Consider the following 14,093-nt stretch of genomic DNA (forward strand, 5'->3'; position numbering starts at 1 on the left):
GTTTGTCGCTGGCGCCAGGTGGGCCCGGATAGAGCGCGAGCTTGGCCGCTCGCGCCGCTTCACGCGTGCAGAGCGACCTCGGCGTGGCGCAGCATGGCATCGGTCGAGCCGAGCAGTTCAGCAGCTCGCTGTGTCTGTCCTGCCGTCTCGGCTGCGGCGAGAAAGCCGGTCATCCAGAGCGAAGCGTAGAAATAGATAGCCCGCTGTGAGTCCCTTGACGGTATCGCGCAGCGGATCAGTTCGTCGCCGTAGAAGCGCCCGGCCTCGCCGACATCGGCTGCAATATGTGCGAGCGTCGTGCCGATTGCCATCAACGGGTCGCCATAGCAGACAAAGTCGACGTCGATAATCCCCTGCAGTTCGCCGTGTTCGACCAGCACATTCTTGACGGTCAGGTCGTCAAGAAAGCAGACCGGTCGCAGCGACGCGAAGTAAGGCTCGACCGAGCGTCGCACCGCGCGCAGGCGGGTGCGGATGTGTTCGAGGGGCGGCGCATCGTCGGCGGGTTCAGCATCCGAAGCCGGGCCGAAGATATCGGTCCATTGCGCCGCGGCTGCATTGCGCCGGACCGGCGCCCAGCCGAATCCTTTGCTCTCCGGCAAGCTTGCGACACGCTTCTGATAGCCGGTCACCGTTGCGGCAAGTCGCGTCATCTGCTGCGCAGACATGCCTGCAAGTTCGTACTGCAGATCGCGTCCGGGTACCCACTCCAGAATTACGAACGAGCCCTGCTGCGCAGTCACGCCTGCTGCCAGGACATGCGGCACAGGCAAGCCCAGTCCGCGCAGCGCGTCGAGATTGTGCTGGGTGAAGGCGAACATGCCGCGGCGCGGGTTGATGCGCGCCGCGACGGTACGGCCGTCGGCCAGTTGCATACGGAAGATGGCATTGCCGCTTTGTGTCAGCGATTGCCGGATGACGGTCAGTACCTCTACGTTCAGCGCAGCTTGCGTGACGCCGGCCGCTTCGGCGTCGGTGATGTCCGTCGTGTGGGCGATGGCGCTGGCGTGAGCACTGTCCAGGGCATTGGCGGGCGCGCTATCGGGGTCGTGTGTACGGGTCAACATGTTGCGCCGGAGCGGCAGTCGTAAGCGATAGCGGTGCGACCACTCAGCGCCGTGGCCCGAGTCTTTCTTGAGATGAACGCGCCGCTGCGATAGGGCGTGCGGGCGCCGCACATCAGGTCGAGTGCATTACAGCCGACCACAACACACGGGGCAACGCGAAGATATTGCTTACCGTTACGAACGGTAAGCAGAAAGAAAGAACTTTCCGGCAGACCACCGGTGTTTCTGTAAGGTGATTTGCCGCAAGGAGCGTTGCGGCGGGCGCCGGACATTACGTGGTGGTATCCACGCGGATGTCGCGCCTATGCCCCGGTCCTAAGCGTGTGGTGACGCCGAGAAACATCCGGAAAGAGTTTTGCGCTGCCAGCCGATGCAGCGCTGCCTCGCTCTCAAACCTGACGCGTCTTTTTCCACGCCTCGTACGCGGCCTTCGTCGCGTCGTTCGGCGGGTAGGTACCCGGCAGCGGCGCACCGTCGCGAATTCGCCCGGTCAGAAACTCCTCCTGCAGTTCCTGTTCCGCGGCGGCCTTGGCAACGTCCGCGGCCATTTCGCGCGGAATCACCACAATGCCGTCGGCATCTCCGACGATCACGTCACCGGGAAACACCGCAACACCGCCGCAGCCGATCGGCACGTTGATATCGATCGCATGATGGCGGATCAGATTCGGCGGCGCGCTTGCACCGGCGCAGAACACTGGCAGGCCGAGCGCGGCAATCGTCGTGCTGTCGCGCACCGGGCCGTCCGAGACCATGCCGGCGACGCCGCGCACCTGCAGACGCTGCGTCAGGATCGAACCGAACGACGCGCTGCTGCGCTCGCCGCGGCAGTCTTGCACGAGGACGTGTCCGGCGGGGATCGTTTCGACGCATTTGCGCTGCGCGTACTCAGGGTCCGCAAACAGCTCGAGGACGTCGATGTCCTCGCGCGACGGGATATTGCGCAGCGTGAACGCGGGCCCGACGAGGTTGGGACCGCTATGACCCGCCAGCGGCGCGACGCCCTGCATGAACGTGTTGCGCAAGCCTCGCTTGAACAGCTGGGTGGTGAGCGTGGCCGTGCTGACTTGACGGAGGGCTTCGAGCGTAGCGGGATCGAGTTCTTGCATCTTGAGATCAGGTGTTGAGAGTTGGAAAAGAGCCTGGTTCAAAGCCTCACTTCACTGGATGATGAAGCGTGGGCTTGAGTCCAGGCTTGAGTGTCTCATTGTCCGGCAGCGGATCCGAGGAAGCTGGGTGCGTGCGCCGGTAATTCGCCGACAGCACGCCCCAGCGGCGCGCCCAGATAGCCGTGAGAATCGGCGTGAGTAGCGAGGTCACCACCACCGAGGTGGCGACCAGTGCCGTGGCAGCCGGAGCGACCGCAGCATAGCGCGGTTCGATGCCGGCGATGATCTGCGGCACCGCGACCGCCGCGCCGGCGGTCGATGCCGCGCCGATGCCCGCCGTGCCGTTGCCGCGCGCGAGAAAGATATCGGCCAGCACGAGCGTCGTGCCGGTCACCACGATGACACAGAGCCCGATCAGCACGCCGAGCAGGCCCGTGTCGAGGATGACACGGAAGTCGAGATTATTGCCGAGCGCGAACGCAAAGAACGGCACCATCACCGCCACTGCCTGACCGAAGAACTGCCGCAGATCGCTATCCAGATTGCCGAGGGCAAAGCCGATCAGGAACGGCAGCAGCGCGCCGAGCAGCGTGGCGTAAGGGAAACTCGCGAGTCCGGCGATACCGAGCGTCACCATGGTCATGAACGGGCCTGACTCGAGCGACATCAGGCAGAACGCGCCGGCTTCTTCCGGCGTGCCGTACTGCTGCATGAGCGCCATATACAGGCCGCCGTTGCTCTCGTTCATCACGCAGATCACGGTGAGGACCGACAGACCCGTGAGAAAGCCGGAGGTGATGCCGCCCGGCGGCAGGAAGTGCGAGGCGATCACCCCTGCGACCGCGGCGGTCAGCACCTTGGTGACGACCAGCACACCGCTTTTGCGCAGCACGACGGGCGTGGCCTTGAGACTGATGCTCGCGCCCATGCAAAAGAACCACACGGCGAGAATCGGCAGTGTGCCGGTAATCAGGGCATTGGAGAACGAACCCAGAAATTTGCCGGCATGCGGGGCGAACGTATGCACGCACGCGCCAAGCAGCAGCGGGACCAGCATCAGCCCACCGGGAATACGGTCGATCGCTTTCTTGATTTTCATGCCGGGTGCTCCTCCGCGGTCATCGTCTCGACCGAAATTTAGCACCGCGAGGTCGGAGCGCCCGCGAAATCGTGGTCCTTTGAAGTCATCGTTTACACCTAAGGTGGGGAAGATAGAAATGGCATGCTGCCTTGCAGATTTTGCACACCGGAGGTGCATTCTGGCGTGTTGTCAATCGATAGACGGTGACTTGGCTGTGCAGCCTTTTGCGCCCCGCCCGATGGGCGCAAGCCTTATGCGACGGCGCTGTGCGGCCCACTCACAAGTAAGCGCCGCACCTCTCGCGCAGACAAGGCACGTGATGTGCTATTACCGGATCACCCGGACGAGCCCGTATTTGCCGGAAGAATGCAACTCGTCGTGCGAAGCCGAGTCGGAACTTGCGAGCGATGCATCATGTGATGTACGCCCGCTTCACGAAGGCCGCGGCAAAGCGCGCGATACAATGGCTGCCTTATCGGGCCTAACCTGCTTTATAGCAACAACGCAAAATGAACGGAGTGTTGAGACTCGATCAGGCAACGATCGTGCTCGTCGAGGATGACCTGCAAAGCAGGGAATCGTTGACGCACCTGCTTGAATCGGAGGGCGCGCATGTCGTCGCAGTGGCGGATGCGGAAGAGGGCGTCGAAGCGGCGCTGCGATTGTTACCCGATGCGGTGGTTTGCGATCTCGAACTGCCCTGTATGGACGGTTTCTATCTGATCCAGCGGCTTCGCGATCACGAGATTCGCGGCGATCATTCGCCGGCGGTTGCGGTGGCGCTGACCGGCCACACTGACGATACCTACCGCTTGCGCAGCATCGGTGAAGGCTTCCAGCATTTCATGACCAAACCGGCCCGGCCGGATGATCTGGTCGAATTGCTACACGATGCGATAGACGCCCGCGCGGCAGGCTGAGCGCTTTCAGACGCCGCTGCCGCTTGCTGCTGCCGCGGCGGCGCTGGCTTCGGCGGCCTGACAGTCGGAGCACAGACCTTTCAGTTCGATCTCCTCGCTGGCGAGGCGGTAGCCTGCGTCCTGAATCTGCAGCACCAGCGCCTGCCGCAGCTTCGGCTGATGGAGTTCGGTGACGTTGCCGCACTGCTGGCACACCACCAGAATGCCGTGCTGACATTGCGTCAGATCGTGGCAGACAGTGAAGGCATTGATCGATTCGATTCTGTGTACGAGCCCCGCGGAGAGCAGGAAGTCGAGCGCCCGATACACCGTGGGCGGCGCGGAGCCCGGGTGAATCTGCCGCATGTCGTCGAGTAGCGAATACGCCTTGGTTGCGCGGCCCGACGTCAGCAGCAGTTCCAGCACCTTGCGCCGGATCGGCGTGAGTTTCTCGCCGCGTTCGCGGCAATATTCCTCAGCCAGCACCAGCGCCGCTTCGGGCGAAGCGGCCTGGAGATGCCCGTGGTCATGCTCGTCGCCGTGCGCGTGATGATCCGCATGGGGATGCGAATGATCGTGCGCACTCTTGTGTGCGGAGTCTTGGGCAGGGGCGGTTTTTTCGGCAACCGCGGCGGACTTGGCGTTCTTCATAAAGCAATTATAAGGTCCATCGCGGTTCGGCGTAGCAGGTGGGATACCCGTTCTTCGGGAGAGGGGATCTCTGCAGAGTCACCGCTCAGCTTAGTCCAGCTTCGCCGCGAAGCCGCGTTGCACGCCGGGCCGCGCAAACAGCGTGTCATACCAGCGCCGCACGTTCGGATAGGTGGCGAGGTCGACCTTATGACGTTCGTGCCGCCACGCCCAGCCTAGAATCGCGAAATCCGCCACGGAAAGCTCGCCTGCGACGAACTCCACTTCGGCGAGCCGCCGGTCGAGCACGCCATACAGCCGGTTGGTTTCGTCCGAGAAGCGTTTGAGCCCATAGCGGCGGTCGTCTTCCGCTTCGAGCGCGGCGAAGTGGTGCACCTGGCCTGGCATTGGACCGAAGCCGCCCATCTGCCACATCAGCCATTCGAGCACCGGTATCCGCTCGCGCAGACCGGCGGGCAGGAACTTGCTGGTTTTCTCGCCCAGATAGAGCAGGATCGCGCCTGATTCGAACACGCTGACCGGGCCGCCGCCTGCGCCGTCCGCACCGCTCATGTCGCCCGCAGCGGCGGGGCCGTCGGGATCGACGATGGCCGGAATCTTGTTGTTCGGACTGATGCGCAGGAACTCGGGCCGGAACTGCTCCCCCTTGCCGATGTTGACCGGTACGACGGTGTAAGGCAGTTCCATTTCTTCGAGGGCGACGCTGACCTTGCGGCCATTCGGCGTACCCCAGGCGTAGAGCGTGATTGTCATATCAGATGAAAGAGGATGCCGTTCAGGTCAGCGGAAAATCGACGTACTTCTTGAAGCCAGTGCGGGTGGCGAGACGCGAATACCAGCGTTCCAGATTCGGCAACGACGGACGCTCGACGCCGTCCAGTCCAAACCAGCGCTTTGCATACGAGCCGATCACGATATCGGCCAACGTGCATTTTTCGCCTTCGAGGAAGAAACGGCCCTGCAGATGCGTGTCGACCAGCTTCCAGAGCTGCGTGACGGCGGCAATGTCGGCGGCGAGTTTGGCCTCGTCGCGCTCGGCGGCGGGCGTACGCACGATGGACCAGAACACCGGGCGTTCGGCCGGTTGCAGGGTGGAAAGCGACCAGTCCAGCCAGCGGTCGATACTCGCACGCTGTTTGGGCTCCGACGGATAGAGCGGGCTTGCCGGCGCGTACTCCATCACCAGATAGCGCAGGATCGAGTTAGATTCCCACAGCACGAAATCCCCATCGACCAGCGTCGGAACGCGGCCAGTGGGATTCATTGCCAGATACTCCGGCTCGGTGTTACGCCCGAAGTGCAGGCCCGCGTCGATGCGCTCGTACGGCAGCACGAGTTCGTCGCAACACCACAACAATTTCTGGACGTTGACCGAGTTGGCGCGTCCCCAGATCGTAATCATCCGGCAGATCCTCTTTTCATGGTTGGCAAGCCGCACCTGTGTGCGGCGTTCAACGGGTAACGATACACGATGCAGCCTGTAATTGCCCCTCCATTAGCCGAATGGCCGATGCCGGAAACGCATGCGCGTTGCGTACAATGCTGCATCCGAACATGACGAGGCACCGCATGGCCCGCATTGTCCCCGACGACTGGAAGAACCTCGCTGCCACCGGCGCCGCCGCGCGCGAACGCGAGACGCTGGCATTGCTGGAAGAGGCGTTGCCCGACGCTTACACCGTCTACCACGGCGTGCACTGGACGCGGCTCAACCAGGGTTTTTCGGTGTTCGGCGAAGCCGACTTTGTGATTGTCGGGCCGTCCGGACGGCTGATGATCGTCGAGCAGAAAACCGGCTTCCTGCGCGAGACGCCCAAAGGGCTCGTCAAGGTCTACCTGCAGACCGAGCGGAATGTGGCGATTGCGCTGGCACGGACTATCGAAAGCATGCATCGGCGTTTTACTGCGGCCTTCGGCGCGGGCACCTATTTCATCGAGGAACTGCTGTACTGTCCGGACCACATCGTCAAAGACACGGCGATTGCCGGCGTGAACCCGGCGCGCATCGTCGACGCTACGCGCAAGGAGCGCCTTGCTGCAATCATCCGCGAGGCGTTGCCGGCCGACGAACCGCGCCTTGCCTGCGCCACCAAGATCCATCACTTTCTCGCCGACGAACTGGCGCTCTCGCCCGATGCCAGTGCGCTGGTCGGTCAGGCGGGCACGCTCGTCACACGTCTGGCCGGTGGTCTGGCCACCTGGGCGCGACGGCTCGAATTCACGCCGTTCCGCCTGTGCGTCGCCGGTACGGCGGGCTCCGGCAAGACGCAACTGGCGGTGCAGGTAATGAAGGACGCGGTGGCGCGTGGACAACAGCCGTTGTACGTGTGCTTCAACCGGCCGCTCGCCGACCACATTGCCCGCGTGGCGCCACCCGAGGCGAAGGTGGCGAACTATCACCAGTTGTGCGACTGGATTGCGCGCGACGCCGGACGCGCGCCCGACTTCCAGGCCGCCGATATCTTCGACCAGCTCGAAAGGCTTTTTGTCGACACGCCGATCGACGCACGCTGGCAGTTCGACGTCTTGATCGTCGACGAAGGCCAGGACTTCCAGCAGCCATGGGTCGCAGCACTCGAACGGCTGCTGCGTCCGGGCGCGGCATGGTGGTGGCTCGAAGACCCGTTGCAAAACCTCTACATGCGCGAGCCAGTCGAGCTGCCCGGCTGGACCACGCTGAAGGAAACCACCAACTACCGCAGTCCGCGCGACATTCTCGACTACCTGCGCGACGTCGTGGGCGCTGAAGTGCCGCTCGCGGCGGGGCTTGCCTCGGGCAGTCCGTTCGACGGCTCGGATCTGTCGCTCTCCACTTACGACGAAGCGCACGCGGCCGAGGGCTGCATCGACGCTACCAAGCGCGCGATCACCCAGGCGCTCTCGCTAGGATTTCGCAAGCAGGACATCGCCGTGCTGTCGTTCCGCGGACGCGAAGGTTCGGTGTTGACCTCGCTGGACCAGCTCGGACCGCATCGGCTGCGCAGCTTTACCGGCAAGTATGATCTGTTCGGTAACCCGGAGTACCGCGAAGGCGACGTGCTGCTGGAGTCGATCTACCGCTTCAAGGGACAATCGGCGCCGTGCGTGATCCTGACCGAGGTCGATTTCGACACCTTCGATGAGCGCAGTGCCCGCAAGCTGTTCGTCGGCGCCACGCGCGCGACGATGAAGCTGATCGTGGTGGCCTCACAGCGCGCGTCGCGTCATCTGCGGATGGCGGACGGCAAGGATTGAGGAACAGCAGAGCAGGTCGAGACAGAACAAGAAAACAGACGAAAAAGGCCGTTGAAATGCACTACCAGAAAAACGGCGCGCGCTGGATCGCGTGCCTCGCCATGGCGTTAGCCGCGGGCTTCGCCCAGGCCGCCGCGCTCTCGCTCGACGTGACGGGCGCCGCCACTGCAGCGAACGACCCGGCACACCCGGCGCAGCAGGTGTACCACCTGACCGAAGAACAGCTTCTCGCGCTGCCCGCGCATTCGATCACCACGTCGACTTCGTGGACGCCCCGCGCGACCTTCACAGGACCGTTGCTCGCGGATATCCTGAAGCTGGTCGGCACTCACGGCAGCCAGATCGAAGTCCATACGCTCGACGACTACATCGAAACCATTCCGGTTTCGGACTGCGCTCGTTACGGCGTGATCGTGGCGTATAGCATGAACGGCAAGCGTCTGAAGGTCAGCGACTTCGGACCGCTGTTTCTCATCTATCCGCGCGACGCCTTTCCAACCGAACTGTCGGGTGCCGACGCGGACTCAAAATTCGTATGGCAAATCAAGGGCTTGATCGTCAAGTGACACCGCATCGGCCGCGCCGCTGGCTGCTGGTGGCAGTCTGGGTCACTGCGCTCGCGGCGCCGGTGGGGGCGATCGGCTACCTGATGTACGCCAATCTGCTCAACCCGCGTTCCACGGAATTGCTGGCCGGCACATACGACGGTTTCTATTGGGACGCCGCACAGCTGCAAATTGCCTACGCGCGCCTCGAAAACCAGCTGCTGCTCTACCGCAACGGCACCGATGCCGATTACCCGCGACTGCAACTGCGCTACGAAGTGCTGCAGTCGAAGCTGCACGTGATGGCCGGCTCGACGCGCATGCTGATCGATCAGGTCGCTTTGCTGCAGCGCCAGGAGGGCGAAATCCAGACGCTCGAGCACACGCTCGACCAGCTCGAGCCCGACATCGCAGCGCTGCCGCAGGATTCCCGCCGAGCTGACCGGATAGTTGCCACGCTGCGAGCGCATTGGCAGGAGGTCAACGATCTGGCCTTGACGCGCCGCTTCGCCGACGTAGCCGACCGCGAAGCGCTGACCCGCGACTTCATCGACAAGCGGCGCATGTTGTTCGCGGCCGGGATCATGCTGGTGCTGCTATCGGCCGCGGCCACGCTGCTGCTCGTGGTGAACGGCCGGCGCCGCAGCCGCCTGATCCGCCAGCAACGCGCGGCGCTCGAAGCCGAGCATCAGGCAACCCGCGCGGCCCGCGAGGCGAGTCTCGCGAAAGACGCTTTTCTCGGCATGATCAGCCACGAACTGCGCACGCCGCTGCACGCGATCGTGTCGTCGATCGAACTGCTCGGCTTTAACTTCCAGTCCGAAGCGGACCGCAAGGTGATCCAGCGGCTGGAAAGCGCGGCGCGCCACCTGGAGGCGCAGATGCGCGACCTCACGGACTACGCGCGCCTTGGCGCCGGCAAGCTCGAATTGCGTTACGAGCAGTTCGAGCCGCGCGAGCTGCTGGCTTCGATCGTCGACGAACATACGCCGTCTGCGCTCGCACGCGGCTTGACGCTCGCGAGCGAGGCGAGCGGTCTGACCGGGCCGGTCGATTCCGACCCGCACCGGATCCGCCAGATTGTCAGCAACCTGGTGACCAACGCGATTCGCTATACCGAGAAGGGCTCGGTGCGGGTGCGCCTGGTCCAGCGGCTGGCTGTGCTCACTATCGAAGTAAGCGACACGGGGCCAGGCGTGCCGCCCAAGCAATTGCCTCTGATGTTCAAGGAATTTACCCAGCTCGACGGTTCACGCACGCGCCGCTTCGAAGGGGCGGGCATGGGCCTCGCCATCGTGCAGGGGCTGCTGAAGCTGTTCGGCGGCAGCGTCGCTGTGGAAAGCGAAGTAGGCAAGGGCACGACCTTCACGGTCACGATTCCGGTGGGCCCGGTCGAGCCTGCCGCGCAACCCGACGCGAAGGCGGCCAGCGCCCAGGAAGGCGAGCGCTCGCAGGTGCTGATCGTCGACGACAACGGTCTGATTCGCGAGTCGCTGCTGGAAATGATCGCGCATATGGGCTACGACGCGACGGCCGTCGCGAATGCCAAAGATGCGCTCGCCTGGCTCGACGTGCGCCGCTGCGATGTGATGTTGCTCGACCTGCATATGCCGGATCAGGACGGCTACGCGTTCTTCGCCGAATTCACGGCGCGCGGTGGACCGTCGGCAGGCGCACCGGTGATCGCTATCAGCGCGTATGCACCCGAAGCGCCGCCAACCGACACGGCGCCGTTTTTCGAGTATCTGGTGAAGCCGGTGCACTACGAACAGTTGCGCTCGGCGCTGCAGCGCGCACTGGCGGCGCGTAGTGTGGTCTGAGGGCGGTCTGAGGGCCGAGCGTACGTCGTGGCTTGCGCCACCGCGTGCCCGGCCATTCATTCATCCATTCATTCATTCATTCGCCCGCGCTTGCCGCCGCTCTCAGGCCCGGTTCAAACGCTTCGAAAGATCGGCCACCAGAATCGCCATCCGCGCCGGCTTTTCATAGCACGCCACGTTGTAATTGCGAATGATCTCGCTGATCTCAGACTCGCTGGCCTTGCCGGTGAGCAGTTCGCCGGTCAGCACGAACACGGGCGCGTCCGGGTTCTCTGAAGCGCGCACAGCGCGAATCGCCGCGGCCGAAGTCTGATTGCCGAACAGCCAGTCGATCACGACACCGTCGAACACCTGCGTCTGCAACTGCTCGACGAACGCGGCCAATCCGTAGATCGCGACAGCGGCGAAGCCGCTGCGATCGAGATAGTCGCGCAGGTTATCGGCAGAGGACTGGTCGTCGTCGACCACGGCGATCAGCGGTTTGTCGGCTTCCGCGCGGCGCGGATAGATCTCGATCTTGTGGACTTCATAGGCGCTTTGATACAACGCGCCATCATGACGCGTGACGCGCCATTGTCCCAGTTTCGAATACGCAATGAACTCGGGCCGGCTGCCGGGTTCGATCGCGGCGCCCACCCAGGCCGTGCAGGCGAGTTCGATGCCGCCGATGGAGAACACCGCCTCCTGGGCGACCGCGCCGACCATGCCTGGGTCGAGCGTTTGCGCGCCGAACAGTTGCGCAGCCGGCTCGCCGAATACCTCGGCGACTTTCTTGATCTGCGATAGGGTCCAGGGGCTATTGCCGCGTAACTTGCGATGCCCTTGTGAAAAACTCAGGTCGAGAATGCGGCACAGTTCCGTGGTCTGTTGCCGCTTTCCGATGCCGTGACGGCTCATCAACTCGCGCACGCGTTCCGCGACTGCGATGGAGTCAGGTGAGGTTGCTTCGTTGGCCATGCTGCGTGGAAGTCCGTCTTTATAAATAGTATCGGGTGAAGGACGCGTGAGGCTTGACGGCGATGGGTTGCATCACCTTCTTTGCGAGCCGACCGGCCACGCATGGGAGAGCAAATGTACAGCAAAAAAACGCGGCGTTGCTGCTTTTGTGCAGCAGCCACGAAACTGCCTGAGTTTGTCTCCGGGATTCTCAGTCAAGGACAGGCCGGCCCATTCCGGACGGCGTCTGCCCGATGCGTCTTGCGTATTTTAGCGAGGAAACCCCGTGCCACATGTAATGAAATGTGATCCGATTGTGGCGTGCGTCGATGATCGCCGTGTGAATGGGCGCATGAATCGATGCACAGGTCGCCGCACGAATTTGCACGGCTTCTTCGGACGATATTCTGCGTTCAATAATCCGCAATAATGAGGTCCATTGCTTCATTCCGTGACTACCGTCCTATCCATCCCGACGCTATCTCAACGCCATTCATGAAAGACAACAAAACCCTGCGCCATACCGGCGTGCCGTACTACTCGCAATGGGGCAGCCCCGAATGGGTGCGGCCGATCGTCGAAGAAGACGCCGACCCCTGCGACGACCCTGCATGGCAACGCAGCGGCTTCACCGAGCGCGAGCATTACCGTTTCTGGGCGCAACGTCTGTGCGGCCTGACGTGTCTCGAGTCCGCCCTGGACTTCTGGGATATCGAGCATGCGCCGCGTGCCGCGCTGCTTGACGAGGCATTGCGCCACGAGGTGTACCGGATGCGTGAAGACGGTGGTGTCGATGGCCTGATTTACCGGCCGTTCGCCAGTTGGGCCGAGCAGGCCTTCGGTTTGCAAGTCGAGGTATTGCCCGAAGCTACGCTAGAGGAGATCGCGGCGCGCATCGATACCGGGACGATGGCGATCATTTCGGTGAGCCCGGAGATCCGTCGCCCGCATGAGCCGAATGCGCAGCGCGGAGGTCATCTGATCCTGCTGCATGGACGCGACCCCGACGGCGTCTGGTTTCACAATCCATCCGGTATCGCGCCGTATCAGAGCGATGTGTATATGCCGTTCGGAACGGTTGCTCGCTTTTACGCGGGGCGCGGTTTGACGCTTACGCGTCCCGCCAACCACCAGGTAGCCAGCTAACGGGCCCGTGGTCCGGTCACGGTCGCCGCGTCGTTACTCAGTTTCCGGGTCCGTTTTCTGCTGAAGAAACAGGCGGGTGGCAGGCTGCCGCGCAGCTGATCAGCGCTGCGGGGTGGAGTGGGGACGCTGGACGAGATGCTCCTGCAGACCTTCTTCGTGACCGGCCGCCAGCATCACCTGATACAGGCTGTGCCGCTCGGAAGAACGCCACATGAGGCGAGCGAGGCGGCTTAGGGTCGCCCGCAGCGACGGCGCCGGCCCGCGAGTGGTAGCAGGAACGGCGCGGGACGAAATGGATCGGCTGGACATCGCGGCACCTGTCAAGGGATGAAGTAAGGGTTAATACCTAAGTGTTTCCCATTGTAGGTCCGTCAAAAAGAATAGTGTGCGGTGCAGCAAAATTCTTTCCTTTCCGTTCGTACCGTCCTAGGCGAGCCTGTATCGGGCTTGGGCTGACTTGATAACCGGAGCGGATATGAATCGATACACAGCCTTGCTTGCAGCCAGCCTGACCGCGCTGGTAGCCGTCAGCGGAGCGCGCGCAGCTTCGCAGGATGAACAGGAAAAGGCCTGCCGCGGCGATGCGATGCATTTTTGCAGTGCGGAAATTCCTAACAAGCAGAAGATCACCGCCTGCATGAAGCAGCACGTCAGCGAGCTGAGTCCTCCCTGCCGGGCCATGTTCAAGGAAGGAGATCATTCCTCCGGCAACTCGGGGAATTCCGGCGGCGCTTCCTCGGCGCAATAGTCGTTCGAACGGTCGAGCGAGCGCGCCGTGAAGCTCACTTTGGGGCGATATCGCGGCGCACGCGCATGATGTGCTGCTCGACGTAGAACGCCGCAGCGTCCGCATCGCCGCCGACAATCGCCTCGTAGATCATCCGGTGTTCGGATACGTACAGGCGTATCCGGCCAGCGTCGTAGATGCCGTCGTCCTTGAGCCGCTTCCAGAGCGGCTGATCCATCGTTTTCGCCACTTCCTCGGCGATTTTCACCAGCAGCGCGTCGCCCGTCATCATCGCCAGTTGGCGGTGAAACAGGCGGTCGCTGTTGTTCCACAACACGCGCTGCGCCGGATCGGTGATGTCGGCAATCGAATCCATCTGCGCAAGATAGTGCTCGGCCAACTCGTCACGCTGGGCGCGCGCCGCGGCGCGCCGGGCAATCGCCGGTTCGAGGATCAGACGCACATCGAGCGTCGAGGTTGGGCTGGCATCCGGATCGGCCAGCGACGCGGCGTCTGCCTGCGCCGCAGCGAGACGCTGCAACGCATCGGCGCAGACATAGGTGCCCGAGTTGCGGCGCGTGACCACGAGCGCCTCGTTTTGCAACGCGCCGATCGCCTCGCGCACGGCCGGGCGTCCCACGCCAAAACGCGCTGCCAGTTCCCGCTCCGACGGCAGGCGCGACTCGACAGCGAACTGCCCGCTGCGGATCTCCGCGCGGATGCGCTCGGAGACCTGCTCGTAGATCTGCTTTGGGCGGAATGTGCTATCCATAGCGAGGGCGGAGTTGACCATGAGCGCCTGTCTGTTCGCGGGTTCGTCGTGGATCGGCGGGAGCGGGGAAGTTCAAATGTTACGTTCGCCCGTGATCCCGATTCCA

The 14,093-nt window shown here is 63.1% G+C and carries 13 protein-coding genes and 1 pseudogene; 6 read left to right on the top strand and 8 right to left on the bottom strand.

All coding sequences use genetic code 11. The annotated features are described in order from the left end of the window. Positions 1-59: 59 nt before the first annotated feature. The 3 genes from P3T20_RS30445 to kdgT all read right to left on the bottom strand — a co-directional run bounded on the left by P3T20_RS30445 (position 60) and on the right by kdgT (position 3,275). Entirely contained in the window at positions 60-1,067 is a 1,008-nt protein-coding gene (locus P3T20_RS30445; protein WP_429288724.1) for a phosphotransferase family protein, read from the bottom strand. 389 nt (positions 1,068-1,456) lie between these two features. Beyond that, complete coding sequence (locus tag P3T20_RS30450; RefSeq protein WP_429288725.1) at positions 1,457-2,176, bottom strand: ribonuclease activity regulator RraA; 720 nt, start codon at positions 2,174-2,176, stop codon at positions 1,457-1,459. 46 nt (positions 2,177-2,222) lie between these two features. Next, a complete protein-coding gene (gene kdgT / locus P3T20_RS30455; RefSeq protein WP_429288726.1) occupies positions 2,223-3,275 on the bottom strand; it encodes a 2-keto-3-deoxygluconate transporter in 1,053 nt (350 codons plus the stop codon). A gap of 445 nt (positions 3,276-3,720) precedes the next feature. Here kdgT and P3T20_RS30460 point away from each other — a divergent pair. After that, a pseudogene (locus P3T20_RS30460) lies at positions 3,721-4,177 on the top strand (response regulator). Between the two features lie 6 nt (positions 4,178-4,183). Here the strand turns inward: P3T20_RS30460 and P3T20_RS30465 are convergent. From P3T20_RS30465 to P3T20_RS30475, 3 genes are all read right to left on the bottom strand, one after another. Further along, positions 4,184-4,807, bottom strand: coding sequence for a transcriptional repressor (locus P3T20_RS30465; protein ID WP_429288727.1), 624 nt, complete (start codon positions 4,805-4,807; stop codon positions 4,184-4,186). Positions 4,808-4,897: 90 nt separating this feature from the next. Further along, a complete protein-coding gene (locus tag P3T20_RS30470) occupies positions 4,898-5,560 on the bottom strand; it encodes a glutathione S-transferase family protein (RefSeq protein WP_429288728.1) in 663 nt (220 codons plus the stop codon). A 22-nt stretch (positions 5,561-5,582) separates the two neighbouring features. Beyond that, positions 5,583-6,209 (bottom strand): glutathione S-transferase family protein, encoded by a 627-nt coding sequence (locus P3T20_RS30475; protein ID WP_429288729.1) that lies wholly within the window; start codon positions 6,207-6,209, stop codon positions 5,583-5,585. 167 nt (positions 6,210-6,376) lie between these two features. Between P3T20_RS30475 and P3T20_RS30480 the strand changes: the two genes are divergently transcribed. From P3T20_RS30480 to P3T20_RS30490, 3 genes are read left to right on the top strand one after another with little or no spacing between them, the layout of a single operon-like run. Next, the gene (locus P3T20_RS30480; RefSeq protein ID WP_429288730.1) at positions 6,377-8,041 is read left to right on the top strand and encodes an ATP-binding domain-containing protein; all 1,665 of its coding nucleotides are present in this window, start codon (positions 6,377-6,379) and stop codon (positions 8,039-8,041) included. A 56-nt stretch (positions 8,042-8,097) separates the two neighbouring features. Further along, positions 8,098-8,607, top strand: a complete 510-nt coding sequence (locus P3T20_RS30485) for a molybdopterin-dependent oxidoreductase (protein ID WP_074268285.1) — start codon at positions 8,098-8,100, stop codon at positions 8,605-8,607. Continuing rightward, the gene (locus tag P3T20_RS30490; RefSeq protein ID WP_429288731.1) at positions 8,577-10,406 is read left to right on the top strand and encodes an ATP-binding response regulator; all 1,830 of its coding nucleotides are present in this window, start codon (positions 8,577-8,579) and stop codon (positions 10,404-10,406) included. Before P3T20_RS30485 ends, P3T20_RS30490 begins: the two co-directional genes overlap by 31 nt. A gap of 102 nt (positions 10,407-10,508) precedes the next feature. Here the strand turns inward: P3T20_RS30490 and P3T20_RS30495 are convergent, their stop codons facing one another. After that, positions 10,509-11,363, bottom strand: a complete 855-nt coding sequence (locus P3T20_RS30495; protein ID WP_074268287.1) for a helix-turn-helix domain-containing protein — start codon at positions 11,361-11,363, stop codon at positions 10,509-10,511. A gap of 474 nt (positions 11,364-11,837) precedes the next feature. Here P3T20_RS30495 and P3T20_RS30500 point away from each other — a divergent pair, with 474 nt between their 5' ends. Both P3T20_RS30500 and P3T20_RS30505 read left to right on the top strand, forming a co-directional pair. Further along, positions 11,838-12,488 (top strand): C39 family peptidase, encoded by a 651-nt coding sequence (locus tag P3T20_RS30500; RefSeq protein ID WP_429288732.1) that lies wholly within the window; start codon positions 11,838-11,840, stop codon positions 12,486-12,488. A gap of 493 nt (positions 12,489-12,981) precedes the next feature. Then, on the top strand, positions 12,982-13,236 hold the full coding sequence (locus tag P3T20_RS30505; protein WP_429288733.1) for a hypothetical protein: 255 nt from the start codon (positions 12,982-12,984) through the stop codon (positions 13,234-13,236). A gap of 34 nt (positions 13,237-13,270) precedes the next feature. On the opposite strand, the gene P3T20_RS30510 is transcribed toward P3T20_RS30505, so the two are convergent. Beyond that, complete coding sequence (locus tag P3T20_RS30510) at positions 13,271-14,008, bottom strand: FadR/GntR family transcriptional regulator (protein WP_429288734.1); 738 nt, start codon at positions 14,006-14,008, stop codon at positions 13,271-13,273. Positions 14,009-14,093: the final 85 nt, after the last annotated feature.

This window comes from Paraburkholderia sp. GAS206C (assembly GCF_050435645.1).
GTDB classification, from domain to species: domain Bacteria; phylum Pseudomonadota; class Gammaproteobacteria; order Burkholderiales; family Burkholderiaceae; genus Paraburkholderia; species Paraburkholderia phenazinium_B.

Bases quoted from the DNA above. Each gene is read 5' to 3' on its own strand.
- P3T20_RS30490 (WP_429288731.1), top strand. From the start codon at position 8,577: ATGGCAAATCAAGGGCTTGATCGTCAAGTGACACCGCATCGGCCGCGC.
- P3T20_RS30500 (WP_429288732.1), top strand. From the start codon at position 11,838: ATGAAAGACAACAAAACCCTGCGCCATACCGGCGTGCCGTACTACTCG.
- P3T20_RS30450 (WP_429288725.1), bottom strand. From the start codon at position 2,176: ATGCAAGAACTCGATCCCGCTACGCTCGAAGCCCTCCGTCAAGTCAGC.
- P3T20_RS30495 (WP_074268287.1), bottom strand. From the start codon at position 11,363: ATGGCCAACGAAGCAACCTCACCTGACTCCATCGCAGTCGCGGAACGC.
- P3T20_RS30485 (WP_074268285.1), top strand. From the start codon at position 8,098: ATGCACTACCAGAAAAACGGCGCGCGCTGGATCGCGTGCCTCGCCATG.
- P3T20_RS30480 (WP_429288730.1), top strand. From the start codon at position 6,377: ATGGCCCGCATTGTCCCCGACGACTGGAAGAACCTCGCTGCCACCGGC.
- P3T20_RS30465 (WP_429288727.1), bottom strand. From the start codon at position 4,807: ATGAAGAACGCCAAGTCCGCCGCGGTTGCCGAAAAAACCGCCCCTGCC.
- P3T20_RS30470 (WP_429288728.1), bottom strand. From the start codon at position 5,560: ATGACAATCACGCTCTACGCCTGGGGTACGCCGAATGGCCGCAAGGTC.
- P3T20_RS30475 (WP_429288729.1), bottom strand. From the start codon at position 6,209: ATGATTACGATCTGGGGACGCGCCAACTCGGTCAACGTCCAGAAATTG.
- P3T20_RS30445 (WP_429288724.1), bottom strand. From the start codon at position 1,067: ATGTTGACCCGTACACACGACCCCGATAGCGCGCCCGCCAATGCCCTG.
- kdgT (WP_429288726.1), bottom strand. From the start codon at position 3,275: ATGAAAATCAAGAAAGCGATCGACCGTATTCCCGGTGGGCTGATGCTG.
- P3T20_RS30510 (WP_429288734.1), bottom strand. From the start codon at position 14,008: ATGGTCAACTCCGCCCTCGCTATGGATAGCACATTCCGCCCAAAGCAG.